Below are 26,356 nucleotides of genomic sequence, written 5' to 3' on the forward strand. Positions count from 1 at the left end.
TTTTGTTTCAACCGAGGACCTAAACAAAGTCCCCTAAAGAGTTTGTTTTTTGCCACGCTTGCGTAGCTAAATTATATCTTTTTACAATCTTTGCAGGTATTCCAACAATAACGCAATAGTCAGGGAAATCACCACGAACCACCGCATTAGCACCCACAACACAATGTTTTCCAAGTGTAGTCCCTGCACTTATTTTCGCACCACTGCCAATAAAACAACTCTCACCAATTATAGTTTTGTTCACTATCAGAGTCTGCTGACTAACCGGGAGTTCAATATTTTGATACTCATGATCGGTATCTTGAATCATAACATCGAATGATATTAACGAGTTTTTGCCAATAACTAGCTGGCCTGCAGCGGTAATATGACAGCGCTGCTCAATGCGTACACCGCTTTCAATTAAAATAGAAGGAGTATATTTTCTTTCGAGCCAGCTATCTATTGCTTCTATTCGGGCATGCTCTCCTATTGATACGTTTTCACCAAGTTTTACTGCCTCATAGCTTATAAACAAAGGTTTGTATACAATACTTCCTTTACCATAATGACTAAATATAAAGCGATAAATTAACGCACCTTTGGCCAATAGCCACAAATGCGCTATATAACTCTTTTTAAGAGACACAGGCAACAATAACAACTTTTTAAATTTAAGAAAAACTTTCATAATTGTTGATCCTATAGCCTAATATATATGTAAGGTTTTTTTCAATTTCCGTCCAAACCTTTTCGTCACTTTGTGCAGTAAGCACTAAGTTAATTTTACTTTCAAATTCAGAGACTGAAGTAAAGCTATCATCAAGCACGCTAATAGCATTATCTGCATCAGCATCTCGATACCTTAAGCAGATACAGTTATTTATGTAACTATCATAGTAAGCTGTAGAATTATAAGAAATAGAACAGTCATAGCGGTTTAAATTTAATAACTCTTGTACTGTACCTGTAGGCGCAAAATTAAAGCTTTCAGACTTAAGTTGATCTGAATACTTCTCTACTATCAATGCTGGATGAAGCTTAAATTCAAACTCTATATTCAAGGTCGACTGAGAAAGCAAGGAGATTAAGTTGAGATTATTTTCATCAAATTGACTCCTAGCCAGCAACACGAGCACTCTTAATTTTTTTTGGCTTTTTTTAGGTAAAATCAATGGAGTTGTTTTTTTAGGGTAACCTGCAACTACAAGCCTGCGCTCGTCCATACCATATTTTATGAATTCATCACGGGTATACTCTCCCCAACAAAGTAACTTATCAGCAACAACATTCTCATAAGCAATAGCGTCTATCGGCGGGATATCGTAAATAAACCACAACCCATGCTGTAAAGAATAGGTAGGTATATTGTTTTTTTGGAAAAAGTAATTGAGTACAGCTTCTTCATTAAGGTTACTGCAAAATGCACAAAAAAGCTTAATGTTAGTCGGTGTTTGTTTTTCTAAAAAATCAATATTATTAAGGTTATGCGTTATTGAAGCTGCCAAGGTTATTTTCGATAAAAAATTTAACTCAAGCTTTCTGAAAAAGACAATCCTAAATGCTGTAAATATATTAGACAGCGAGAATGTAAGACTTCGTTTAGAATTCGATAAATCAACAAGCTCACTTTCATTTTGGTAGCTTGTCATAACATGCCTTAAAAGCTCATAATAATCTTTGCGATTATAATCACCTATTGAAAAAAGTGTTTCTTTCTCCGTCGGTATTTTAATTTTACGAACCGCAAAAAAATAAACCAAACTTCGACGAATATTGAACTTTTCTCTTTTATAAATCAAAGAAATCAATTCAAGTGATACTATATTCTCAATTGGATAACCTTTATGGTCATAGGCCAATTGTTTTTTCACTGTTTTATACTTATCAAATAGCTTCTTCAAATCATTTCCTTTAACTGAAGTAATGACACTTTTTTATAAAAAACTTTCATTTGGATAATAATCATTAATATATAAAAAACAATCGCGATAATACCTAGAGAAAATATATTAACTTCAAAAAGTAAATTATAAGATTTTAATAAGAATGCCAATCCAACAGACAATAAAGTTGAAGTTATATATATTTTGGTTGGGAAATAAGAGGAAAATTTAACCTTAAGCCTTTTATTTATTGGTTTTATAAGTAAGTAAGCACCAAAAAAGTTTAGAAATGTTGTCGCGAAAGCGGCCCCAATAACGCCATATTTTGAAATTAAAAAATAATTCAATACCACATTTAATGTAGTTGTTACTAGCGTATTTTTAAACAGTGCTTTTTCTAACCCTATAGCTCCCATTACACCACCAAAAATAACAACAGCCCTCAACCATTGAAACATATAGACCTGAAAAACAATAACTGAGTTTTCGTACTTTTCGCCAAATAAAGTTAAAATTATTTCATTACTGTAAATTAAACAAAATATAACGATGGGCACCAGCAATACTGTCGCTTTTTCTATCGACTCCTTCCACACAGCAATAACGCCGTTAGTGTCATTTGAGCGTATTAATTTAGAAATAACAGGTATCATCGCAGTCAATAATGAGCCTGTAATAATACTAATAAATGGGATTTGAAAAGCTCCTACTTTTAAAGTAGCAAAGCTACTCGCGTCCATCAAAAAAGACACCATTAGTTGGTCAATATAACCATTTAAAACAGCAACTAGAGAGACGGATCCCATCGCTATTATATATTTAATCTCAACAGAAGAAACGAACCCCCTGTTAACCCTCAATAAAAAACTATTTTTATTTACATATAGTAAAAATAAAAATAAAAGTAGATTACTAAAAGCCGAAAAAAATAGTACATAAGCTAAATTATCTAAGAATATAACAATAAATATATTTATAAGTACGGTAATTAGCTGTATTGATGTTGTTAAATATAAATACCCTTTTAAACCTCCTGTTATTACACTCAAATTTTTAAAATATTCAAATGTCGCTGTAGTCACAAAAAGTACTAATATAATGACGATGAATTTTTCAATCAAAGGATTATTAATAAGTTCAGCTAAAGGTTTTGCAAATAAAGCTAATAAAATAGCGCCCAAGCAGAGCAAAAGGAGTTGGAAAATAAAAAAACGTTTAAATATTTGCTGTCGCTGCGAGTACTTAGCATATTGCCCATAAAAGTAAGTTAATGATACTGGTACACCTGCACTAAATAAAATAGAAGCTAAACTAACAACCAATAATACTTGTTGGTAAGTACCGAACTCCTCTTCTGAAAAGTTTCTCACTAAGAAAATAAACAAGACAATAGTTAATACTTTTTTTAAAGCATCTTGTAGCATAAGATATTTTGTATTTTTCATCTCTGTAAATTAGCCTAGTTTTTTATTGGCTTTAATTTTGGAAATGACTTTATTTACATCTTCTGGGATATCTACAGCAATACTTGAACTGGCTACTTCAACCATTTGTACGCTTATATCACTCTCTATAAACCTTAGTATTTCAATATCCTCTACTTCCTCTACTTTAGACTTTTCAGCATGAGCCATAAAAAACCTTAAGTGCTCTTTAGAAAAAGCATAAATACACACCTGTTTATAGCCAAAAGCAAACCCACCTGTCTTTGTTATAGGTACTGGTGAGCGACTCATATACATTAATCTATTTGAGCTACTCACAACTACTTTAGGGATGTTAGGTGATCTAAATTCATCCTCATCCTCAATTAATGACATAGCATTAATGACTCTATTTGGCAGTCTGGTGTATTCATTTATTACTGTTACTATGTCTTTAGGATCGATTAAAGGCTCGTCTCCTTGTACATTAATTATGAAATCACAATTTAGTACTTCATTAGCCTCTGCAAGTCGATCTGTGCCCGTTAAACACTGTGAGGAAGTCATGATAAACTTGCCTCCAAACTCTGTTACTGCATTGGCAATTTTAATATTATCAGTAGCTATGTACACTAATTCTTTGTCAACAGCACGACAACAGCGCTCCCATACATGTTGTATCATCGGTTTGCCATCAATAATAGTTAATGGTTTACCCGGGAAGCGGCTAGACTCGTAGCGAGCTGGAATAACGATTGCGTAACTAAGTGACATGTTAACCCTTAAAACTATGTATAACTTTAAAGTCATGTTTTTGACTTAATTCAAGCATACTTTGTTTAACATTTGATAATGGTGCATAGAAGATAAAATCTATATTGTTTTTCTTAGCCGCTTCATAGTCAGCAAGAGCATCACCGACCATCACAGCACTAATATGGCTCACACTATTTAAAATATTTTTAATATTCTGAGACTTTGATACTGGACTGCCTAGAACTTCAATAAAATAATTAGAAAAATTCCTTTTTTCTAACACTGTTCTTAGCTGCTCCTGTTCCGACCCTGAAGCCACGTACATAAGCTTACCTTTTAGCGAGGAAAGTGTACTTTTTATTCCTAAAGCTTCAGGTACTTCTAAATAGAATTTATCAACTTGCTCTGCATACGCTAATAAAAGCATCTCTTCTAACTTTTGTTTTTCGGCGCCATCAATATCTAATGTTTCTGTAAAACTAGCAACATGATGGTAACGACTCATGCCAAAGTTCTCTTTGAATTGTGACGTTAATGCTTCCACTTGTGTGTCTGAAAAGTAATTTGAAAGAGACAAGGCCGCTCTCATAGCAGCCACTTTCATATTATTAGAATCAAGAAGAACACCATCACAGTCAAATATAATTAGATCGTATGGCTCAAATATAAGCATATACGCTTCCCTTTTTAATAGGGTAAGTTGTTGGAGTTATTGATATAAACCCAAGGTGATCTTGTAGATCATTTTCAATAGTATCGAAGAACTCAATCATCTCTAAGTGTCTTGAATCATTTGAATTATAACCATCAACTCCAGCAAAGGTAACTTTATTAGCACCTGCGGCTATCGAAAATGCTAAGCCATAAGCTATTGTTAGTTCAGACGGGATTAGGCAAGATGTTTTTTCAACTTTAAAGGTATTATCAGCGATATCAACACCGTAATTGATGTTTCCATTATCGGCTAAAAGCTCAACATCTTGGGCTGGAAAACGATGAGCAGGATAAATAATTGGCTTACTTAAATTAGAGTAATTCTCTTTTTCAGTTAAAAATTTAAGGTTATGTGTGATTGCAATATAATCTACAAAACTATCATCTAGCACTTTGTTTATGTTCAATGAGATCACAATTGGTTTATTATTTTTAATGTACAACTCAAGAGCTTTTTTATGCTTAGCTACAGAATTCGCATTAGTGATTAATAGAACTTCTCTACCATCAAGTAAGCCACTGACATCATCTCCTGTAACTTCTGAAGTATTCTTGTTAAGACTCAACGCAGCTTCTAATACAGAACCGTCATACTTACTAGTGCCGTTTAGTTGGAGTAAGTATTGTAAAGCACCAACAACTTCATCTTTCCCTATATGTGTGTTTGATAACAGGTTTTGTATATAGGTGGGGTGAACACTCTGCTGTGCACCTAAAAAATATAATAAGTTAGTTCCCCAGCCATATTGTTTTTGCATTGACTCAAAATAACGAATGACTAACTCATAGATCTTATTTGGCTTCAGTTCTACATATTTTTCAGCTAATACGGCCATTAAATTTTCTGTTTGAGTATTACCTGCACCTCGTCCCATACCTGTAACAGTAGAGTCAAGCCATTCAACTCCAGCTTCAAGTGCGGTTAAGCTATTTGCAAGACCACGCCCCATGTTATCATGAGTATGTATTCCCATTTCACCAAGCCAATGCTTTTGGATTAGCCTAACGATTCGTTGAACTTCGTTGGCATCCATATTCCCTAGTGAATCAGCAAAATAAAGAGCATCCACACTTCCCCATTGGCTAATTTCTTTAGCTTTTTCTTCTATTTCTAAATCAGGCTTTCCACCCGCTTGCATAAGGTTGTAACCAACGATATAGCCTTTACTTTTTAGTTGGTTTGCTATTTCTTTAGATTCTTCGACTTCATGAAAGTGAGCAGCTATTCGCACAAGACTAACGCAGCTATTTTTCTCTTCGCAAAATAGTTCATTTACAGCAGCTTCTATACTCAATTGACTAGATAAAATAGTTTTTGCGTCAACCATTACTCCATAAGTTACCCCATCAGGTAATTCTAAAGTCTTTAAGTAATTTTCAGAGCTATATGCAAATGGACCTAAAAATTCATTTTTTGGGAAGTTACGCAAGCCAAGTTCGACATATGAGATTCCGCTTAATGCGACTGCCTCTAAGTAGCTTTGAACTAACTCTGGCTCAAAATCCCAATTATTGTAATATCCACCATCTCTTAATGTACAGTCAAGAATTTTCATTTGGGTCCTTTATATCCTAATCATATAAGTCTGTTCTTTACTTATACTTACTAATAAAAACAATTATTTAATTACAGAGAATTTATTTCTATCCCATTACTATCTTTTTCTGATAGTAATGGAGTCCCCGATATTGGCCACTTAATATCTAGAACTTTATCATTCCAAGCAATTGATACCTCTGACTCCGGGTGATAATAATTTGTGCACTTGTATACAAATTCAGCTTCTTCACTCGTAACATAAAAACCATGAGCAAACCCTTCTGGAACCCAAAGCTGGCGATTATTTTCAGCGCTTAAATAAATACCAACCCATTTCCCGAATGTCGCAGAGTCTTTACGTATATCTACTGCAACATCAAAAACTTCCCCTGAGATCACACGTACTAATTTACCTTGTGTGTTCTTTCTTTGAAAATGTAGACCTCTAAGTATGCCTTGTTTTGATTTAGAGTGATTATCTTGCACAAATTGTGTCGGTTTTTTTGTCACTAGACTTTCAAATTGCTTTTGATTCCAAGTTTCCATAAAAAAACCGCGATCATCTCCAAACTTCGTTGGTTCAATAATTTTTACATCCGCTATTTCTGTATCTATTACTTTCATAAAAAACCTATCTATTGATATTTTTTGAGTGCTTTCAATGCTGCATGCCAATCGCTTTGAATAATACTAAAGTCAGAGGCTATTTTAGAACAATCAAGTTTTGAGTTGGCAGGACGTTTGGCTGGTGTTGGGTACTCTGCAGTTGTAATCGCGTTTACTGCGATAGGAGAATTAATCATCTTATTAGCTAAAGCACTCTCGAATATCTGCACTGCAAACTCTTGCCAGCTAACATATGGATACCCTGTGTAATTATATACCCCGTAATGATGACTACCCTTTTGTAGTTGCTCGGCGATATTAATAATTGCAGCAGCTATATCACCTGCATAAGTTGGCCCGCCAAACTGGTCACCAACTACACCTAATGTTAAACGCGTTTGAGTTAAACGAAGCATTGTTTTCACAAAGTTACTGCCGTACTCACTAAAAACCCATGCAGTACGTAATATAATGTGCTCATCGCAGGCTTCTGCTACTGCTTGCTCTCCTGCAAGTTTAGTTTGCCCATAAACGCATTGCGGTTTTACTGTATCACTCTCAGTATATAAACCTTCTTTATCACCGGAAAAAACGTAATCAGTTGAAATATGAATAATTACAGCATTAATCTCTTTAGCAATTACAGCTAGGTTTTTAGGCCCTTGGCAGTTGATCGCATGAGCTATACTTTGCTCAGACTCAGCTTTATCTACTGCTGTATAGGCCGCAGCATTAATAATAACATTTGGTCTAAACTCAGTTACAATCCGATTAACCTCTTCAGAATTAGTTATATCTAACTCTTTACGGCCTAATGCTAAAAAGTCCATTGCAGGCATAGCGGTTAGTTGTGCAATCAAACTACTCCCCACCTGGCCATTTTTACCAGTAATAAGTACTTTCATTACTTTTTCTCTTTGGCCAAACGATTTAGGTATTGCCCATACTCATTTTTCAACATTGGTTTAGCTATTTTAAGTAACTGCTCTGTACTTAACCAGTTATTGCGCCATGCAATTTCTTCAAGGCATGCAACTTTTAAGCCTTGTACATTTTCGATAGTTTGTACGAATGAAGAGGCTTCATGAAGGCTCTCATGTGTGCCAGTATCTAGCCACGCAAAACCACGCCCTAATAATTCAACATTGAGCGTCCCATCATTTAAATACATTTCGTTTAGTGTTGTTATTTCAAGCTCACCACGGTGAGAAGGTTTCACTTGCTTTGCTAATTCAACTACACGATTATCGTAAAAGTATAGGCCTGTAACGGCATAGTTAGACTTTGGCTTTTCAGGCTTTTCTTCTATAGAAATAGCTTTCATATTTTCGTCAAATTCAACTACACCAAAGCGTTCAGGGTCTTTTACTTGGTAGCCAAATACAGTTGCCCCTGTATCTCGACTTGCAGCGTTTTTAAGCGTTTTACTAAAAGATTGACCATAGAAAATATTATCGCCAAGTACTAAACATACGCTATCGTCACCGATAAACTCTTTACCAATTAAAAATGCTTGAGCTAATCCGTCTGGTGACGCCTGTACTGCGTAACTTAGATTTATACCATAATCACTACCGTCACCTAATAAGCGCTTGAAGCTTTCATTATCTTCCGGCGTGGTAATTATTAATATATCGCGAATGCCTGCTAACATTAATGTTGATATTGGGTAGTAAACCATAGGCTTGTCATAGACTGGTAATAGCTGTTTTGAAACGCCACGCGTTAATGGATAAAGGCGTGTACCAGAACCCCCAGCTAAGATAATTCCTTTCATGTGTGTCTCCTAATTATTCTATTGTACCAAGGCGTTGGCGCTGGTATGAACCATCTTGCACATTTTCACACCACGAACTATTATCTAAATACCATTGGACCGTTTTACGTAAACCAGTTTCAAAGGTTTCTTCTGGCGTCCAAGCTAATTCATTTTGCATTTTTGATGAGTCGATTGCATAACGCCTATCGTGGCCAGGGCGGTCACCTACAAAAGTAATTTGTTCTGCGTATTTTGTTTTCTTAGGTACTAGATTATCTAAAATACTACAAATAGTTTGTACTACCTCAATATTTTGTTTTTCATTATGCCCGCCAATGTTATAGGTTTCGCCTATTTTACCTTCGGTTACTACTTTATAAAGAGCCCGTGCATGATCTTCTACATATAACCAATCACGAATTTGATCACCTTTACCATATATAGGCAATTTTTTACCTTCAAGAGCATTTAAAATAACTAAAGGTATTAGCTTCTCAGGAAAATGAAAGGGGCCGTAGTTATTTGAGCAATTTGTAATTATAGTAGGAAAGCCATAGGTGCGAAGCCAAGCACGCACTAAGTGGTCGCTAGATGCTTTACTCGCTGAATACGGGCTACTTGGTGAATAAGCCGTTTGCTCGGTAAATAATGGCAGCTCTCCTTCCTGCTCATCTGGATGAGGCAAATCTCCATAAACTTCATCCGTTGAAATATGGTGGAATCTAAATACTTCTTTCGCATCAATTTCTAAATTATTCCAGTAATTACGCGCGGCTTCTAATAAATTATAAGTACCTACGATATTTGTTTGGACGAACTCAGCTGGACCAGTTATAGAGCGATCCACATGGCTTTCGGCCGCTAAATGCATCACAACATTTGGCTTATACATTTTAAAAATTCGATCTAGCTCTACACGGTCACATATATCAACTTGTTCAAAAATATTACGCTTGCTATCTTTTACGGACTCAAGTGACTCTAAGTTGCCTGCGTAAGTCAATTTATCGATGTTAATAACTTCATCTTGCGTATTGTTTATAATGTGGCGAATTACCGCTGAGCCAATAAAGCCAGCTCCGCCTGTTACTAAAATTTTCATACTACCTACTTTTTTCCGTTAAAACTTAACGACCCATCCCAAACATCACGGTCTTAATTGTCAACAATAAGATTTTTATATCTAACATACTGGAATGATGCTTAATATAATGTATGTCGTACTTGTGTTTCCAAATTGCATCTTCAACCGATGCACCATACGGATAACTTACTTGTGCAAGCCCTGTAACACCGGGCTTAACTGCATGGCGAAAACGGTAGTAAGGTATTGCTTTCTCTAAATCTTTTATAAATACTTCACGCTCTGGTCTTGGCCCAACTATAGACATAGTCCCTTGCAGCACATTTATAAGTTGTGGTATTTCATCTATTCTTGTTTTGCGAATGAACTTTCCAACCTTTGTCACGCGTGCATCATTTTCACTAGCCCACTGAGCGCCATTTTTTTCAGCATCATTACGCATTGATCTAAATTTATAAACTTTAAATTCTTTGTTGTATTGACCTGTTCGCTTTTGCCTATATAAAATATCTCCAGGACTTTCTAACTTTATAAATAAGGCTGCTACAACAGAAAGTGGTAACGTTATTATTAGTAGCAATATAGCACTCATTATATCGATAGTACGCTTTGTTATTTGTGTACGTTTATTCGATAAAATGGAAAATGCCTTTTGGTGCAAGAAGTAACTACTATGTAATAATCGTACTTCAGTATACTTTAGTCTATCATCCAAATAGCTCACTAATGGTTCTACCCAGGCACCACACTCTGTCGCATTTACTAAATATTCACGTTGCTCTTTTGTCAAATGTGCTCCTCTATAATGACAAATTACTTTTTCAGTAAAATCAATTATAGAGTAGTCATTAATTACTAAATCAAATGAATGCTCATTAATTATTTCAGTAATATTACTAACACATTCATCTGGACAAAATACATAGATTATATTTTGTTTCAACGCTTCTTTTTTTGATTTAAAACTTTTCGTTAACAACATAAATTCCAATTAATCTAATCAATAACATGTATGTTATTTAAAATTTACTTTTCAGACATGCAATTAATTACATGTATAAATTCAGAGGCACTATGTTAACTTTCTTCTAGAAAAGTACATTAATAGTGTAAATACTATAGACAGTATGCCACCCAAAAACATGCCTAAGATACAAATTAAGGCTCGTTTAGGCCCTGACTTTTCTTCTGGCACTAATGCTGGATCTATAGTTTTAAATACATATTCGTCACGAACATTTGCAAACATAATAGTTTTCGTTTGCTCTTCAATTAGTTTAAATAACATTGCACGTATATCGACTATTTTTGTTTTTTCTAATTGTTTCGTTAAAAATTCAGTGCTTTTATTTGCCTCAGCAACATCACGCTTTTTCATCTCCGAATTAATATCATTTATTAACCAATTTACCCATTGCTGAGCAATGACCGGTGACTTATGCTGTATTGAGAGTCTTAGCATACCTGTCTCTTTATCTGTATTTAATGTGATGATTTCCCTAAACTCTTTATAAGCTTCTTGCATTGAGGGCTCTGGTTTTTTTGGTGCTTTTACATCACGTACCCATGTATTCGTATCAGGGTTATAAATTTCAGTATTAAAATTTAACGTATTACTTTCTAACTCCCATGAATCTACAGCGAGTAAATAAGGCAATAAATTATGTTTTTTAATAAATTCACTAGTAAACTGACGAGATTTTAATATTTCGATAGCCAGTTCACTTTTATTACTTGATATGCCACCTAAATTAACTCCAGCTAAGCTAGCTAATCCACCAAATTGACCAGCCAGCCCACCTAAACCGCCATTTTTCTCTTGCTCTGCAGGAGCCAGTAGAGCTTCAGATTTATAAATATTTGGTTGATTGATTGCATAAAATACCGATACGACAGTAAATAGGAAAGTGATAATAATAATAATCCACTTCCCTTGCCAGATCGCACTGAATAGCTCTCGTAAATCAATCTGTTCATCAGCATTTTGATAAGCGTGTCCTCGCTCATTTTTCTGCATATAATTATTTAAGTCATTTTCCATATCAATCTCATAAAATTAGCTATTCGCTGATCATAATTCTAAAAACAGCTCAAACTATTTATTCTTAAAGTTTATCTAATAAATGGAAGCCTGAATTCCACTAAAGACTACCAATCGCTGCAACTGCTACACCAAGCTGATAAAGAATCTGCGTTGCAGTACTCCAAAGCGTTAGCTTATCCATATGTCCTGCATCCATTGGTATCACTATTGTATCACCTGGCTCTAACTGATCAGCATTATTTGCTGCAAACCAGCCACCTGTGTTTGGTATTTTCACTGAACCATTGGCTTTAATAATGTAAATCCTGTCTTCAGCTGCACGCTCTTTAAGGCCACCACTTAGCGCAATATAATCATCAACACTAACCCCTGTTTTATATAGATGTGATGTAGAGTAGTTAACTTCACCAATTATGCTAATTGAATCACGCTTGCTTGGTACATAAAGTGTATCACCATCTTGTAATACTAAGTTTTGTTGGTTATTTACAATTAAAGGTAAATCAATTACTAAACGTCCTACGGCTTCAACACTCGCGAGGTCGTTTAACAGCTTGTTCATTTCTTCATATGAAAGTGTGCTACTGCTTACAGAGTTTTGGAAGCTCTTAGAAGCTATATCACGGCGAAGCTCTGTAGATAAACGTGCTAACTGCTTTTCCTCTTGCTCTTTAATCGACGTACGGGTAAATACAGCTGCTTTTTGCTCTGCAAATTTTGAAAAGCCACCCGCACGTTCTAGCAATTCAGTAAGCGTTTCTCCTCGGCGTATGGTGTAAGTGCCCGGAAATTTAAGCTCGCCTTTTAATTCTACTTTTACATTTTCTTGCCAATTTGGAATTGCAAAAACGTTTATGCTGTCTTTACTTTGTAGCGTAATGTTACTTTGAAGATCGCCCTTCATGGCGCTTTCAAGGTCAAATCGTAAGTGTTCTATTTTAGAACCATCACTCGCTACTATTCGCGTAATTTCAGCTTGTTTTACGTAGGCAGACTCCAGCAAACCACCGGCTGCTGTTATTAAATCACTTACCTCACCACCAATCATTAGTGGATAAATACCAGGATAAGTAACGTTTCCGCTAATCTCAACTAATTGCATAGCTTGCTGCACTGATGCTTGCTGCTTAAATTTAGCAATAATTGGCGCTAATAAATTATGGCGGCTAAATAACGCGTAATCTTCAGGTTTGAGTTCTTGGTCTTCTTCTTTTTTTGCTTTGCGCTTAGAAATTTCAGCAATAGTGAGTATTTTATTGTCTTCAAGAACAAGTTCTTCGTCTTCTTGATTAACGCCAATGTATTTTTCGAACTCTTTTTGTTCAAACTTATGCCATTGCTCTGCTTTTTGTTGCTGCTCTTGTTGCTCTTGACTAAGAGCCATATTTGCTAGAGTTGATTGCTCTAATTCTTTTTCTTCAAAGCGACTAAATACAACTATCTTGTCATTAGCTTGAAGTTGTAAGTTATTTTCAGGGTTTTTAATAATCGCTTGAGCAACGTCGAATTGGTGTGCTTCTATATCGCCGTTTATATTTATTTCGCGGATTACGAGTCCATAGCTTAAATCGGCTTGCGGTAATAAATCACCACGTACTGATTTAAGTACATCTGAAATGCGCTTGCCTTGATGCCACTGATAATTGCCTGGGCGCGCTACAGCACCAATTAAGCTAACTGAGTTTTGATATTGCGAGCTAACTGAATTAAAGCGAATACGGTCGCCATCTTGTGGAATATAGTTAATTTGCGATTTTGAAAAATCTACCGATAGCACTTCTTTACGATCGAAGTTAAAGCGCTCTACAATTGCGCTTTTGGCATATGCATTTGGCTTAAGGCCTCCAGCCATTGCTAATAACTGCTTAGCAGATTCACCTTTTTTAAGTTCAAAGATAGCTGGGCGTTTAACCGCACCTTCAACTCTTACTTGAGCGCCAACTGATGGAATAAATACAGCATCGCCCGGCTTTAATACGATATCGTTACTGCTATCACCATTAATAAGTAAGTCGTAAAGGTCAAAATTTGCAACTACGTTGCCTGCGCGTTTAACTTGAATATTACGAAGAGAGGCAATGTCAGACACGCCACCGCTTACGAATAATGCGTGCGAAACGGTTGTTAATGAAGAAACACTGTAGCTACCCGGCTTATACGCTTCTCCTAGCACTAAAATACGCATGCTACGAAGTTGGCCAAGCGATATAAAGGCTTTTACACCAATAACTTCCTGCTCTACTTTTACTTTTATTAGTTCTTTAATTTCAGCGAAGGTTAAACCAGCCACTTCTACAGGGCTCAGATCAGGAATACTAATACGTCCTTCACGGTCAACTATGACTTCAAAACTTTCGCTTTCTTTTCCGTAAAAGTTAATTTTTAACTGATCGCCAGGGCCTACAATGTACGTATCTGATACTGCGGCATTTTCGCTTGGCATAAATGTAGTGGGTTCACCTGCAAACAACTCATAACCATATGGTTTTAATTCGTCTGCTTTTGGTTTGAAGCGTTCTTCATCTGTTAGCTTTTCTTTTTCTGGCTCTGCGCGCTCACCAATACTGTTTTGTTGCTCAGTATTATTTTGATTATTAGATTGGTTTGTACCGGTGATCGTTGAAACATCAACACCATACTGTTTTGCTAGGGCTTCTTGCTGAGCTTTTGGCAGCTTTTTAAATTGCTCAATTTGAGATGCTGTTGGCGTAAAAGCCAAAGCACTAAAACTACAAAGTAGAATAAAAGCACTAATAAATTGTGTAAAAACTTTCACGAGTAGGTATATCCCTAGGTCTACAACCAAAATTGGTGGCTATAATACATTAATTTTGAGCAAATAAAAAAGGGACTTTCGTCCCTTTTGTCACTTTAGTGTCATTAACTTAGTTACATTGGTTAAAAACTGTAAACCAGTGTGAATGATGTTTCTGTGTCAGTGCTTTCTTTGTCGTCAGCAACATCTGAGTTGTTAGTGACATTAAAAGCGACTTTCATTTGTAATGAGCCGTTTATTTTTGCAAGCAATGCAGTTTCTGAACGAGTTTTAGTGTTTGTATCACCATACTCTACAGCAACTAATTGAGTAAAACGTGCACTCTCAGAAATTTGCCAGTTGTAATCTAATTTACCTAAGGCAATTACTTCGCCTTCAAACTCGCCAGCAAGAGAGTTACCGTTATCATCAATTTCAGAGCTGTCATCTGGGTATTCAAAATATTTATAACCAGGACCAACTTCGGCACTTAACCACATTGTTTTTTCGTTTAATAAACGTAAACCGTAACCTGCAGAAATTACTGACTCACTTCTATATGCTCCAAAATAATCTGAAACGTGTGAACCATAAATGAATAGATGAGAATGATCTTCATTTAATTTGTAATTACCTTGCGCTGAAATCGAGTACTTTTCATTAGTGCGCTGCTTATTTTTGTCGCCATTAGCATCTTCAACTTCATCTTCTTTATAGATGCCGTCTAGTTTGTATTCGTTGTTCCAGTTTTCAAGGTTGTGCTGTACTTTAATACCACCTTTGAGTGTGGTCGTTTCTGTATTACCACTTGTGATAATAGCACCAAGTTCACTGGTAACTTCCCACGTTTTTTGATCTGCGTCTGCAGCGAATGCATTTGTTGCAGCAGATGCTGCAACTAAAACTGATAAAAGCTTTAATTTCATTAAAAAATAACCTTTGTATAAATGTATATCTATTTTATTAAAGCGTTACTTGTTAGAGCAAGCAAAACAGCTAAGTAATAATGTAAAAAATTTCATGCAGCAAATACTGCATGAAATTTTATTTCTAATAGCCGCTTTATCACTACAACAATTAAAGATAACTTTAATTAAATAACTATTTAAAATTAGTCTTGCTTGTGTAAATGAACATCCATTTGTGGAAATGGGATTGCAATATTTGCATCATCTAATGCAATTTTAATATTTTCCATTAATGACCAGTAAGTAGGCCAGTAATCAGCAGCGTTAACCCAAGGGCGAACAACAAAGTTTACGCTAGAATCACCTAGCTCAGATACAGCTACTGTATAAGCTGGGTCTTTAAGTATGCGTGTTTCTGCATCTAACACAGATTTTAATACTTCTTTTGCTTGACGTAAATCAGCATCGTAACTAACACCAATAACTAAATCGATACGGCGAGTAGACTCACGCGAGAAGTTAGTAATAGCGCCTGACATTATTTGAGAGTTTGGTACGATGATTACTTTATTATCTGGTGTACGAAGTTCAGTTGAAAATATTTCGATTTTCTTAACAGTACCCATTTTATTACCTGCTTCAACAAAGTCACCAGATTTAAACGGACGAAGTAAAATAATTAGCACGCCTGATGCAAAATTAGATAGTGAACCTTGTAATGCTAAGCCAACAGCTAAGCCTGCAGCACCTAAAATAGCAATGAACGAAGTTGTTTCAATACCAATTTGCGAAAGTGCCATTAAAATAGTAACAGCAAATACAAGTGTGTACACAATGCTTGAAACAAACGACCCGACAGCTTTATCTACTTTCTTTTTAGCAAAACCTTTTTCAGTTAAGTTAGAACAAAACTTAGCGATACGACTACCAAGTAAAAAGATAACAAGCGCAACAACAGCTTGTATACCGTAGTGTAAGATTAGGCCTGAGTTATCGTTAAGCCAATTAAGTACTGAATCCATATTTACTCCAAATGTTTTTTATTAAGCGTTTTCCGAGCATTATTATACATTAATTTACAATTTATTCTCATGAAATAATGAATTAATACTATTAAATGTAAGTACATTCGATTTTTTAGAGGCAATTATGCGATAAAATGAAGCCTACTTTGGAAAGTTATTAACGACCAAATACTAATTATATTTGCCTGAAATAAATTATTTTAATTTATTTCACTTTTAGGCTTCACAACATTTATTATTTTATGTATTATGCGCGCCACACCAAACAAGGTGTGTGTAGTGGCGGTTGTAGCTCAGTTGGTAGAGCCCCGGATTGTGATTCCGGTTGTCGCGGGTTCAAGCCCCGTCAATCGCCCCACTTTTTCTCCTAGTAATACCCTTTATTTATATTTCAATAATCTCCCTAAATTATCTTTTTATATCCTATACAGCATATTTAACCTTTGTTATCCAAATTAATTACTATTTTAAGCTAAAGCAGTTTATCAGCAACCTCTTCTGTTTTAATAAGTTTAATTTGAAGATTTATTAAACAATTGTTTAACCTAAATTAAATAACATTTATTTAACCAATGTGATTACATTGGCTGTACTTAAGTACAAAAAGTGCTAAATTTCTAGTACATACATCTCTTTTTATACAAAACATCAAACTTCTACTGGGATATAAAATTAAGCATGATTAAACAGGTTTTAAGAAATTTACTGTGTAGTTGTTTAGCTGTAATGAGCTTTAACTCATTGGCTCAAAGCAATGATGAATATAATAAGCTACTGATTGAACTTCAAAAATTAGTTTCTGAAAAAAAATATACTCAGGCTTATCAAAAAAGTAATAGTGAATACCAGTACCTGGGTGAACCCGTATACGATTTTTTACTAGGGGTCTCTGCGCTTAAAACAGGAAATGCGGCGCCAGCTGTATTTGCCTTTGAACGCGTGGTTGAAAACAACCCTAGATGGTATGAAGCTCGCTTGTACTTAGTTCGTGCTTATTTAACCGTTAATAATTTACCTGCTGCCGATACTCAAGCTTTAATACTGATTAACTCACCTAATACACCTAATAACATAAAGTCTTCAGCACAGTCGTTACTTGATGCAACCACACTTAAAAAACAAGAAGCGGGGCGTTCTTATAAGCAAAATATTGAGCTTGCCCTTGGCGTTGATGGCAACGTAAATGCGGGTACGGCAGAAAATACGATTATAATTCCTAATATTGGTGAGTTTTTGTTATCGCCAGAAAGTAAAAGTACGCAAGACAACTATGCGCGACTAAATTACAGAGGAAAGTACTCTCACCCTATAGATCAAAAAAGTTTAATAACTTTGAGTGTTAATACCGGGTGGTACAAGTTTGCAGAACTCAGCCAATACGATCGTATAAATGCGCATATTAATGCTGCCTATCAATATAAACAAAATGACATAAGTTGGTTTGCACAAGTATCGACGACTCCATTAATGCTTGATGGCGATCTTTATCGTACTGAATCAGCTTTAACGGCCGGAGCTAGTTATAAGCTGAATAAACAAGTTAATTTATTTAGCTCTGCGACTGCGGGTGTTTTAAACAATAGATTTGATGAAAAGCTCGATAACTCATTTTATGCGATAAATGCGGGTGCTAGCTACGCAACTCGAAATTGGTTTCAAAGCTTAAGCATTAACGCTAAAAATGAAGAAGCCGATATTACTGAAGGTGAATTTAATAGCCGTAATATTACGAGTTTTTACTACCAAGTGAACACTCAACTAGCTCAACATTGGCAGTTGTTATCTCTTGCTGGATACCAATGGATTAATTATAAAGATGATCACCCTTTATTTTTACAAGAACGTGCCGATAACCTCTTTATGTTCTCAACTTCTGTTCGCTACTTAGTTAATCGTGATTTAGCAATACAGTTGGCTGCCAACTATCAAGATAAATCCAGTAATATTTCTTTATTCGAATATGACCGTTTAGATATCAATTTAAGCGCTTCTTACTCATTTTAATTTAAGGTATTTATGAAACATTTACTCCCTGTAATTACCACTTTACTTTGTGTAAGTTTTTATACACAAGCAAATGATCCTGCTGGTAAAACTATTTTAGCGCGAGGCTCTGTACTAGCGGTTGATGGAAGCTCTGAACAACAACGGCAGTTGCAGCGCAGAGATACCGTTTTTGGTGTAGATCGCATTACGACTGGAGAGAAAAGCAAAGCGCAATTTTCAATGTCGGATGGTGGTTTAATCGCTTTAAAAGAAAATTCAGAATTAAATATTGCTAACTACGAATTTGATGATAATACCCAACAAGGTTCTGCTTCTATTGAGTTACTTAAAGGTGGCTTACGCTCTATTTCGGGTGTGATTAAAAAAAATGGCGGCTCTTATAGTGTAAAAACCCCCGTTGGCTCTATTGGTATACGTGGAACACATTTTGAAGTTCAGCTCGTTGAAGGCAATGTGTTTTTAGCTGTATGGGATGGCGCAATAGATCTAACACTCGAAAATAATAGTGTGGTTTCTTTGGGTGATAACGAGGCATTTTCGTTTGCACAAATTACAGCCTCTGGTGAAGTATTAAAAACGACGCGTGCGGCACGTGTGTTTGATCAAAATATAGTAACGATCGACCCTAAAGATGACAACGAAGAAGAGACTGAACAAGCATCTGTAACTGAAGTTGAAGTAAATGCTTTTGAAGCAGATACAGATACTATGGATATATATTCTGAACAACAATTTCAAACAGTTAGCAGCGCATCTTTAGTCGATCAAATAGCTCAGCGCCAAGGTGTATTTAACTATGAAGCATCAAGCTTTAATGTAAATTCGAGTGTGGGTGCTGTTACTGACTTTGCTATGACTATGGCTGTTGATTTTGATAATGGCACGGTACCTGATGGCGAAATTAGTTTTAATGACGCGGGCGGAAATTGGTATGCGGCTTACAGCGGTTTAATAAATTTAAGCGAACTTGACTTAGCCGTTACATTTGCATCCCACGGCAACAACAAAGCCGAGGGCGATGTTGATGCAATATTTTTGAATGACTTAGACAACATTACTGGCAACTTTAATCTTAACGAAATAAATAATCCTGATGTAAATGCTAGCGGTTCTTTTAAATTAGAACCATAAACACATTGGATACAAAGCTTTTATTATGGAGTATTTAAAATGACAGCAAAAAATATATTTTTGCTTGGTTCTATGGTGTTTTTGTTAAGTGCCTGTGGAGGCTCAGAAGAAAGCCCTGCTCAAGAGACAATACAATCACCTACGGCTGAAGTAGTACCGCCAACGGTGACTAGCTATATAAATTTGGCTGGTGTTATAGCGAGCAATCAAACCAAGAATACAAAAGTTTTAGGTGCTGTCACTTCAAGTAGAGGAGTAGTTGGATCAAGCATAGCTAATACACGCGCTAATATTGTTTTTTCACAAACAAACGAAACTGTGCAAGGCAACGTTTCTTTTTTACTTGAAGCTTCGGATACTGATGGCATTGCTGAAGTTAATTTAGTGCTCCCTAGTGTTAATAAAAGCATATCACTGTGTTCTTCTGATTGTGGTTTTGACTACGAAAAATCAATTATAGGCCTCAGCCCTGCACTTTATGGCGTAACTCCAGGAGAGATACGCCTAGAAATATGGATAACTGACTCTTTAAATAATCAAGTCCTTGCTGATGCAATTACTTTTAACTGGCAACCATATCAAATTGAAGGTGTTACAGCTCAGCGAGACGAAGATAATATTAATCTTTCGTGGCAAGCAAACCCCGAACTTAATCGTTATAACGTTTATATTGCAACTCAAGCTGGAGTTTCATCTACTAATATTAATGAATTAGAAAACGGGCAACAATTTTTAAGTATTCAAGATACTGCATTAAGCATTACCGAGTCACTTACAGATAAAAGTTATCAAGTACTTATTACCGGTATTGATGGCAGTGGTGAAAGTGGCTTTGCTAATATAATAAACATAGCACCAGTGGGTGGAGAGCTTGCATTTGCACCAGAAGCTAATGCCGATCAGTTTCAGATAAATGAAGATCAAACTCTGCAAGGCAACGTTCTAACAAATGATACGAATCAATACAGTGGCGATTTACGTGTAAATGCAGATGCATTAATTCTACCGCAGCATGGCACCATTGATATAAATGAAAATGGGGATTTTACTTATATCCCTATTGCAAACTTTAATGGTGAAGATGCCTTTAGCTATCAAGTTGCTAACGAGCTAGGTATGACAGATACCGCAGTTGTAGAGATAACCATTTTAGCTGTTAACGACGCCCCTATTGCGCTTGATAATACTTATAACATTACAAACAATGGAACCTTAGTTGTCCTATCGCCTGGCTTACTTATTAACGATAGCGATATTGATTTAGATAACTTAACTGTTGATACAACGCCTGTTAGCGAACCGACAAGAGGACAATTAACCCTTTTTGATAATGGTAGCTTTGAATACCAAGGCGAGCAGAACATGCAAGGCCAAGACAGCTTTCAGTATAGAGTTGTTGATGCACAAGGTGCTCAGGCTATTGCAAATGTAACTATTGTAAGCTCAAACACTAACGTAGCCCCTGTAACAAAAAATGATAGCTATAGTTTAAGCGAAGATGAAACACTTGTGGTTACAGCAGCCAATGGTGTGCTTAGTAACGATACTGACCCAAATAATGACAGTTTTTCAGTTGATGAAACATTTATTGTGGCACCAACACATGGCCAACTATTATTAGCAATTGATGGCAGCTTTAGTTATGTGCCGGATGCTAATTTTAATGGTGTTGATCAATTTCGATATCAAGCTATAGACTCATTAGGTGCAACCTCTACAGCCACAGTAACTTTAGTAATAAACAGCGAACCCGATAGCCCTGTCGCACAAAATGATGCCTATCAATTTAGTAAAAATAAACTATTTGAAGTAACAGTACAAAATGGCTTATTAATTAACGATTTTAATATTGAGGCTGGCGATTTATCAGTTAACACCACGGCAATCAATGCAACTCAAAATGGCGAGCTTACATTAAAAGTTGATGGCTCATTTACCTACCAGCCAGACTTAGGTTTTATTGGTGTAGATAGCTTTACTTATTCAATTTCAAATGAGCAAGGCTTAACTGCAACAGCTCAAGTAACATTAAGTGAAAGCGGCGTTAATACTTTTCCAGAAGCCAATAACGATCAATTTACGTTAGACGAAGACAGCTCTGCATCTTTATTAGACGTGCTAGCTAACGACACTGATGCAGATGGCGATACGATTAGTATTTCGAACATAGAAAATATTGCTGGAGAAGCGACTATTGTCGCCGGAAAAATACAGTTTACTCCACCAGCAAACTTTTCAGGTGAGATAGTACTAACTTACACCATTACGGATGGTTATAGCACTGGTAATGAAGGCATAAACGACAGAACAGCAAGTGTGACGATTACCGTGACACCCGTTAATGATGCCCCTACTGCAAATGCTGATTCAGCAACGATGAACGAAGATGCTCCTGCGTTATTAGTTAACGTACTAGCTAACGACTCCGACATTGATGGCGATACTCTTACAATAACAGCTGCTACTGCAGATATAGGTTCTGCATCTGTTGTTGATAATAAAATCCAATACACGCCTGCTGCTAATACAAATGGAACAGCAATTATTAGCTACACAATAAGTGATGGTAATGGTGGTACTGCAACTACAAACTTATCAATAATTATTACTCCTGTAAACGATACTCCAATTGCAAACGCAGACTCAGCGACAGTAGATGAAGATGCAGCGCCAATACTAATAAACGTATTGGCAAATGACTCTGACGTGGATGGTGATAGCCTCACTATCAGTGCTGCCTCGGCAAATACTGGTTCAGTCGCAGTGGTTGGCAATCAAATTCAATATACACCGGCAGCCAACGACAACGGCGTAGCAACAGTTACTTATACTGTAAGCGATAGCAGCGGTGGTGCCAGTACAACAACGTTAACTATCACTATTACCTCCGTAAACGATGCTCCAATAGCAAACGCCGATTCAGCTACCATGGCTGAAGATGCAGCGCCAATACTAATAAACGTATTAGCCAATGACTCAGATATAGATGGCGACAGCCTCACAATTAGTGCAACCTCAGCTGATATTGGCTCGGTCTCAGTAGTTGGCAATCAAATTCAATATACACCGGAGGCCGACAGCAATGGCTTAGCAATAGTTACTTATACCGTTAGTGATAATAATGGCGGAACAGGTAATACCACGGTCACTATTACTATAACTGCAGTGAACGATACACCTGTTGCCAATAACGATACTGCTACTATGGCTGAAGATGCAGCGCCAATACTGATAAACGTATTAGCCAATGACTCAGATGAAGACGGCGACAGCCTGGTGATCAGTGCAGTCTCAGCTGATATTGGCTCAGCCTCAGTAGTTGGTAATCAAATTCAATACACACCGGCAGCTGATAGCAATGGCTTAGCAACAGTTACTTATACCGTTAGTGATAATAATGGTGGAACAAATACTGCCACGGTCGCTATTACGATAACTGCCGTGAATGATGTACCTGTTGCCAATAACGATACCGCTACTATGGCTGAAAATGCAGCGCCAATACTGATAAACGTATTAGAAAATGACTCAGATGTAGATGGCGACAGCCTGGCGATCAGTGCAGCATCAGCTGATATTGGCTCAGTCTCAGTAGTTGGCAATCAAATTCAATACACACCAGCAGCCGATAGCAACGGCTTAGCAACAGTTACCTATACTGTTAGTGATAATAATGGTGGAACGAATACTGCCACGCTCGCTATTACGATAACTGCCGTGAATGATGCACCTGTTGCCAATAACGATACCGCGACCATGGCTGAAGATGCAGCACCAATACTGATAAACGTATTAGCAAATGATACTGACTCTGATGGAGACAGCTTGGTGATCTCTTCAGCCTCAGCTGATATTGGCTCGGTCTCAGTGGTTGGCAATCAAATTCAATATACGCCTGAAGCCAATACCAATGGACTTGCCACGATAACTTATACGATTAGTGATAATAATGGCGGAACCAATACAGCCACCGTGGTCATTACCGTAACTGCTGTTAACGATGCACCTGTAGCATCGGTTCAAAGTTTTAGTATTAGTGAAAATGCTACAGATGGCGACATCATAGGGACTGTTAGCGCGTCAGATATTGAGAACCAGACCTTAACTTATAGTTTAACTGGCGGTGACACTGCTTTATTTGAAATTAATAGTAGCTCTGGTGTTTTATCAACCGCAGGTGAAAGCCCATTTGATTATGAAACAACTAATCAATATATCCTAAATGTCACTATAACTGACGATGGCACACCTAATGAAAGTTCAAACGTTAATATAACCGTTAATATTACTGATGAAATTGAGCTTCTTATTCCAACTGAAGATGTGACATTTGGCCGCCCGATTACAGGTGAGTTTGATCTTTCAAACATTTTTTCTGGAGGTGAGTTTAAAGACAGTATTGAGCTTAATGGCAACCTTTATTTTGTTGGTTTTGTTGATGGCGACGATAAAGATATTATTGTTGTGTCTTACACCAACGCTGGCATAACAAATAATGCTTTTAATAGTAATGGAATAAAAATATTAGATTTAGATGATGATGAAGAAGCCACAGCTATTATTTCTGACGGTACAGATCTCTTTATTGCTTATTCTAGTTTTGACGGCACAAATACTGAAGCCTGCTTATTGGAAATGAATACTGCTGGCGTTGTAAGTACTGACTCTGGTGAGAATGATTCAGGAGTTCGCTGTACTTCACAAGCGAGTACTCTTGTTATTAATGACCTTGAAATTGATGATGATAAAATACTGGCTGTAGGTAAACGCTTTGATGGCACTCAAAACGATAGTCTATGGATACATTATAAAAAATCAGATCTAGATTTTGAGAACTCTACTCCAGCTATTGTCGATGTTAGCGGCGCTAATCGAGATGATGAAGGCTTTGCAGTTAAGAACTTTGATGATTCAGATTACTTAGTGGTTGGGAGTGTTACCAATGCAGAGGGAACAAAAGACTCTCTACTTCGTTATTTAAAATCTGATGGCGATAATGACAATAACTTTAATGGTGGCGCAGCACTAACAATTGATATATCTGATAATGATAAAGACGACGAACTTTTTGCTGTAGGCGGAGTTGTTGATTCTGAATTTACTGCCTTTGCAGGTGGATATGTAACAAGAAACAGCGGTGAAAAAGAAACTGTAATATTAGCTATTAATAAAAATGGGGAACTAATCACCACCTTTGGTAATGCTGGTATAGCAATTTATGATATTGATGGTAATGGTGGAAATGGTAATGGCGGCGCTAAAATTACAGGTATTAAACACGAGCCTAGTAACAATGGCATTAGTTTGTCGGGGACGACTGGCGTATCAGCCTCAGAAAAATTATTTTCAGCACGGATTAATAATGAAGGTACTTTAGATAGTGCCTATGGCACCTCCGGCATTAATATAATTGATGGTATAAGTGGTAAGCAATTTGCCAACACTTTAGCTATCGACTCTAATGACACTCTTTGGGTAGCTGGTGTTAATGATGATTCAAATACAAAACCGTTTATTGCAGCAATAGACAGTCAAGCCACATTATTTAGTAACTTTGAAACGAATGGTTACTTTACCCTTAATAATTTAGTAGATGCGACAAACGACGAATCAATGCACGTTTTACAACTTAGCAATGACCCTCATGCCGGTAAGTATATTCTTGCATCAACGGCTAAATCAGACTCAATTACTAAGTTAGTACTAACACGCTTTACGAGTACGGGTGATATCGATACTAGCTTTAGCGAAAGTGGCCATAAAGAAATTACCATAGATTTGAGTAAATCGCGTGTTGCTCTAACCGAGCAAAGCGACGGCAATTTAGTTATTACAGGCTCTAAAAATGGTGAGAATGGTGAAGCGGGTTTTGTAGCTAAAGTTGATCAGTCTGGTAATTTAGACACTTCATTTGCAACAGACGGTGTATACACAACCTCTGTCAGTGGCGCAGAATTGGTAAATCTGACAGATATTGCACTTGATAACAGCGGTAACATTATTACTGTCGGGTCAATCGTAACAAGTGGTACTCCTAGCCCAATCGTTATAATGTTGACTCCAGAAGGCACCCTTGAGCCTAACTTTGGCACTGGCGGAAGTATCATAGGCTCAGCTTTTGAGTACTATAACCGTGTACATACCGACAATGCGGATATTTTCATTGGCGGTAAGGCAGTATTAAGTGGCACTTCAAAGCTAATCGCATTGAAGTTAAGCTCAAATGGTACTGAAGTCTTTAAATATGTAGGTGAAGAAACCACAGATACCAACAATAAAATAGCGCAGATTTTAACTGACACAACGGGTAAGTTATATTTAATAGCAAACCTTATTGATTCGTCAAATAAAGCCAATGTTATTAGGTTGCTCGTTACGGGTGCGCTTGATACTAGCTTTGCCGTAAATGGTGTCGGTGAATATACTTTGGCGTCAAGCGGTAACACTGAGCTAAGTGGTGCAGCGCTCGATAGTAGCAATCAACTTATTTTAGCCGGCATGGCTAACAATAAAGGAATGTTAGCGCGTATTTTAACTGACGGTACTTTAGATAATACGTTTGGAGCCAGTGGTGCCGGATTTTATGAAGCAAGCCAATGTACCAGTACACATGTATTTACTTCAATCATCTTACAAAATGACACCCAAGTTGTTGTAAGCAGCACCTGTAATGACACTAACTCTAACAATGTTAGTATTTCTAAATTCAATTTTGTAGAAGATGGAGCTTAGCCTTAA

18 protein-coding genes and 1 tRNA gene are annotated in these 26,356 nt (G+C 36.6%); 4 read left to right on the top strand and 15 right to left on the bottom strand.

Going from position 1 to position 26,356, the window contains the following annotated elements:
- Nucleotides 1-19: 19 nt before the first annotated feature.
- From I6F54_RS06485 to I6F54_RS06555, 15 genes are all read right to left on the bottom strand, one after another.
- A complete protein-coding gene (locus I6F54_RS06485) occupies nucleotides 20-670 on the bottom strand; it encodes an acyltransferase (RefSeq protein WP_197140424.1) in 651 nt (216 codons plus the stop codon).
- Nucleotides 654-1,883, bottom strand: a complete 1,230-nt coding sequence (locus tag I6F54_RS06490) for a hypothetical protein (RefSeq protein ID WP_165728156.1) — start codon at nucleotides 1,881-1,883, stop codon at nucleotides 654-656. The genes I6F54_RS06485 and I6F54_RS06490 overlap by 17 nt, the downstream gene beginning before the upstream one ends.
- On the bottom strand, nucleotides 1,880-3,310 hold the full coding sequence (locus I6F54_RS06495; RefSeq protein WP_096792421.1) for an oligosaccharide flippase family protein: 1,431 nt from the start codon (nucleotides 3,308-3,310) through the stop codon (nucleotides 1,880-1,882). The genes I6F54_RS06490 and I6F54_RS06495 overlap by 4 nt, the downstream gene beginning before the upstream one ends.
- A 9-nt stretch (nucleotides 3,311-3,319) precedes the next feature.
- On the bottom strand, nucleotides 3,320-4,063 hold the full coding sequence (kdsB, locus tag I6F54_RS06500) for a 3-deoxy-manno-octulosonate cytidylyltransferase (RefSeq protein WP_165728155.1): 744 nt from the start codon (nucleotides 4,061-4,063) through the stop codon (nucleotides 3,320-3,322).
- 1 nt (nucleotide 4,064) lies between these two features.
- Nucleotides 4,065-4,718: an HAD family hydrolase gene (locus I6F54_RS06505; protein ID WP_096792419.1), complete on the bottom strand. Its 654-nt coding sequence runs from the start codon at nucleotides 4,716-4,718 to the stop codon at nucleotides 4,065-4,067.
- Complete coding sequence (locus I6F54_RS06510; RefSeq protein WP_197140426.1) at nucleotides 4,705-6,315, bottom strand: aldolase catalytic domain-containing protein; 1,611 nt, start codon at nucleotides 6,313-6,315, stop codon at nucleotides 4,705-4,707. The genes I6F54_RS06505 and I6F54_RS06510 overlap by 14 nt, the downstream gene beginning before the upstream one ends.
- A 71-nt stretch (nucleotides 6,316-6,386) precedes the next feature.
- Nucleotides 6,387-6,923, bottom strand: coding sequence for a dTDP-4-dehydrorhamnose 3,5-epimerase (rfbC, locus tag I6F54_RS06515; RefSeq protein ID WP_096792417.1), 537 nt, complete (start codon nucleotides 6,921-6,923; stop codon nucleotides 6,387-6,389).
- A gap of 11 nt (nucleotides 6,924-6,934) precedes the next feature.
- The gene (gene rfbD, locus I6F54_RS06520) at nucleotides 6,935-7,810 is read right to left on the bottom strand and encodes a dTDP-4-dehydrorhamnose reductase (protein WP_165728153.1); all 876 of its coding nucleotides are present in this window, start codon (nucleotides 7,808-7,810) and stop codon (nucleotides 6,935-6,937) included.
- Nucleotides 7,810-8,682 (bottom strand): glucose-1-phosphate thymidylyltransferase RfbA, encoded by an 873-nt coding sequence (rfbA, locus tag I6F54_RS06525; RefSeq protein WP_165728152.1) that lies wholly within the window; start codon nucleotides 8,680-8,682, stop codon nucleotides 7,810-7,812. The genes rfbD and rfbA overlap by 1 nt, the downstream gene beginning before the upstream one ends.
- A 13-nt stretch (nucleotides 8,683-8,695) precedes the next feature.
- Nucleotides 8,696-9,766: a dTDP-glucose 4,6-dehydratase gene (rfbB, locus tag I6F54_RS06530; RefSeq protein ID WP_096792414.1), complete on the bottom strand. Its 1,071-nt coding sequence runs from the start codon at nucleotides 9,764-9,766 to the stop codon at nucleotides 8,696-8,698.
- Nucleotides 9,767-9,791: 25 nt separating this feature from the next.
- On the bottom strand, nucleotides 9,792-10,730 hold the full coding sequence (locus I6F54_RS06535) for an exopolysaccharide biosynthesis polyprenyl glycosylphosphotransferase (RefSeq protein WP_165728151.1): 939 nt from the start codon (nucleotides 10,728-10,730) through the stop codon (nucleotides 9,792-9,794).
- Nucleotides 10,731-10,820: 90 nt separating this feature from the next.
- Nucleotides 10,821-11,789: a Wzz/FepE/Etk N-terminal domain-containing protein gene (locus I6F54_RS06540; RefSeq protein WP_197140428.1), complete on the bottom strand. Its 969-nt coding sequence runs from the start codon at nucleotides 11,787-11,789 to the stop codon at nucleotides 10,821-10,823.
- 100 nt (nucleotides 11,790-11,889) lie between these two features.
- Nucleotides 11,890-14,568, bottom strand: coding sequence for an SLBB domain-containing protein (locus I6F54_RS06545; protein ID WP_197140430.1), 2,679 nt, complete (start codon nucleotides 14,566-14,568; stop codon nucleotides 11,890-11,892).
- A gap of 122 nt (nucleotides 14,569-14,690) precedes the next feature.
- Nucleotides 14,691-15,473, bottom strand: a complete 783-nt coding sequence (locus I6F54_RS06550) for a DUF481 domain-containing protein (RefSeq protein ID WP_024593750.1) — start codon at nucleotides 15,471-15,473, stop codon at nucleotides 14,691-14,693.
- Nucleotides 15,474-15,658: 185 nt separating this feature from the next.
- Complete coding sequence (locus I6F54_RS06555) at nucleotides 15,659-16,477, bottom strand: mechanosensitive ion channel family protein (protein WP_007582322.1); 819 nt, start codon at nucleotides 16,475-16,477, stop codon at nucleotides 15,659-15,661.
- Nucleotides 16,478-16,762: 285 nt separating this feature from the next.
- On the opposite strand from I6F54_RS06555, the gene I6F54_RS06560 reads away from it, so the two are divergent.
- The 4 genes from I6F54_RS06560 (at nucleotide 16,763) to I6F54_RS06575 (ending at nucleotide 26,350) form a co-directional block, all read left to right on the top strand.
- Nucleotides 16,763-16,838: transfer RNA gene (locus I6F54_RS06560), tRNA-His, on the top strand.
- Between the two features lie 320 nt (nucleotides 16,839-17,158).
- Nucleotides 17,159-18,484 carry a surface lipoprotein assembly modifier gene (locus I6F54_RS06565; protein ID WP_197140432.1) on the top strand — a complete coding sequence of 442 codons (1,326 nt, stop codon included), beginning with the start codon at nucleotides 17,159-17,161 and terminating at the stop codon, nucleotides 18,482-18,484.
- A gap of 12 nt (nucleotides 18,485-18,496) precedes the next feature.
- Nucleotides 18,497-19,618: a FecR family protein gene (locus I6F54_RS06570; RefSeq protein ID WP_165728148.1), complete on the top strand. Its 1,122-nt coding sequence runs from the start codon at nucleotides 18,497-18,499 to the stop codon at nucleotides 19,616-19,618.
- A gap of 39 nt (nucleotides 19,619-19,657) precedes the next feature.
- Nucleotides 19,658-26,350 carry a beta strand repeat-containing protein gene (locus I6F54_RS06575; protein ID WP_197140433.1) on the top strand — a complete coding sequence of 2,231 codons (6,693 nt, stop codon included), beginning with the start codon at nucleotides 19,658-19,660 and terminating at the stop codon, nucleotides 26,348-26,350.
- Nucleotides 26,351-26,356 lie beyond the last annotated feature (6 nt).

This window comes from Pseudoalteromonas sp. SWXJZ10B (assembly GCF_015864475.1).
GTDB classification, from domain to species: Bacteria; Pseudomonadota; Gammaproteobacteria; order Enterobacterales; family Alteromonadaceae; genus Pseudoalteromonas; species Pseudoalteromonas arctica.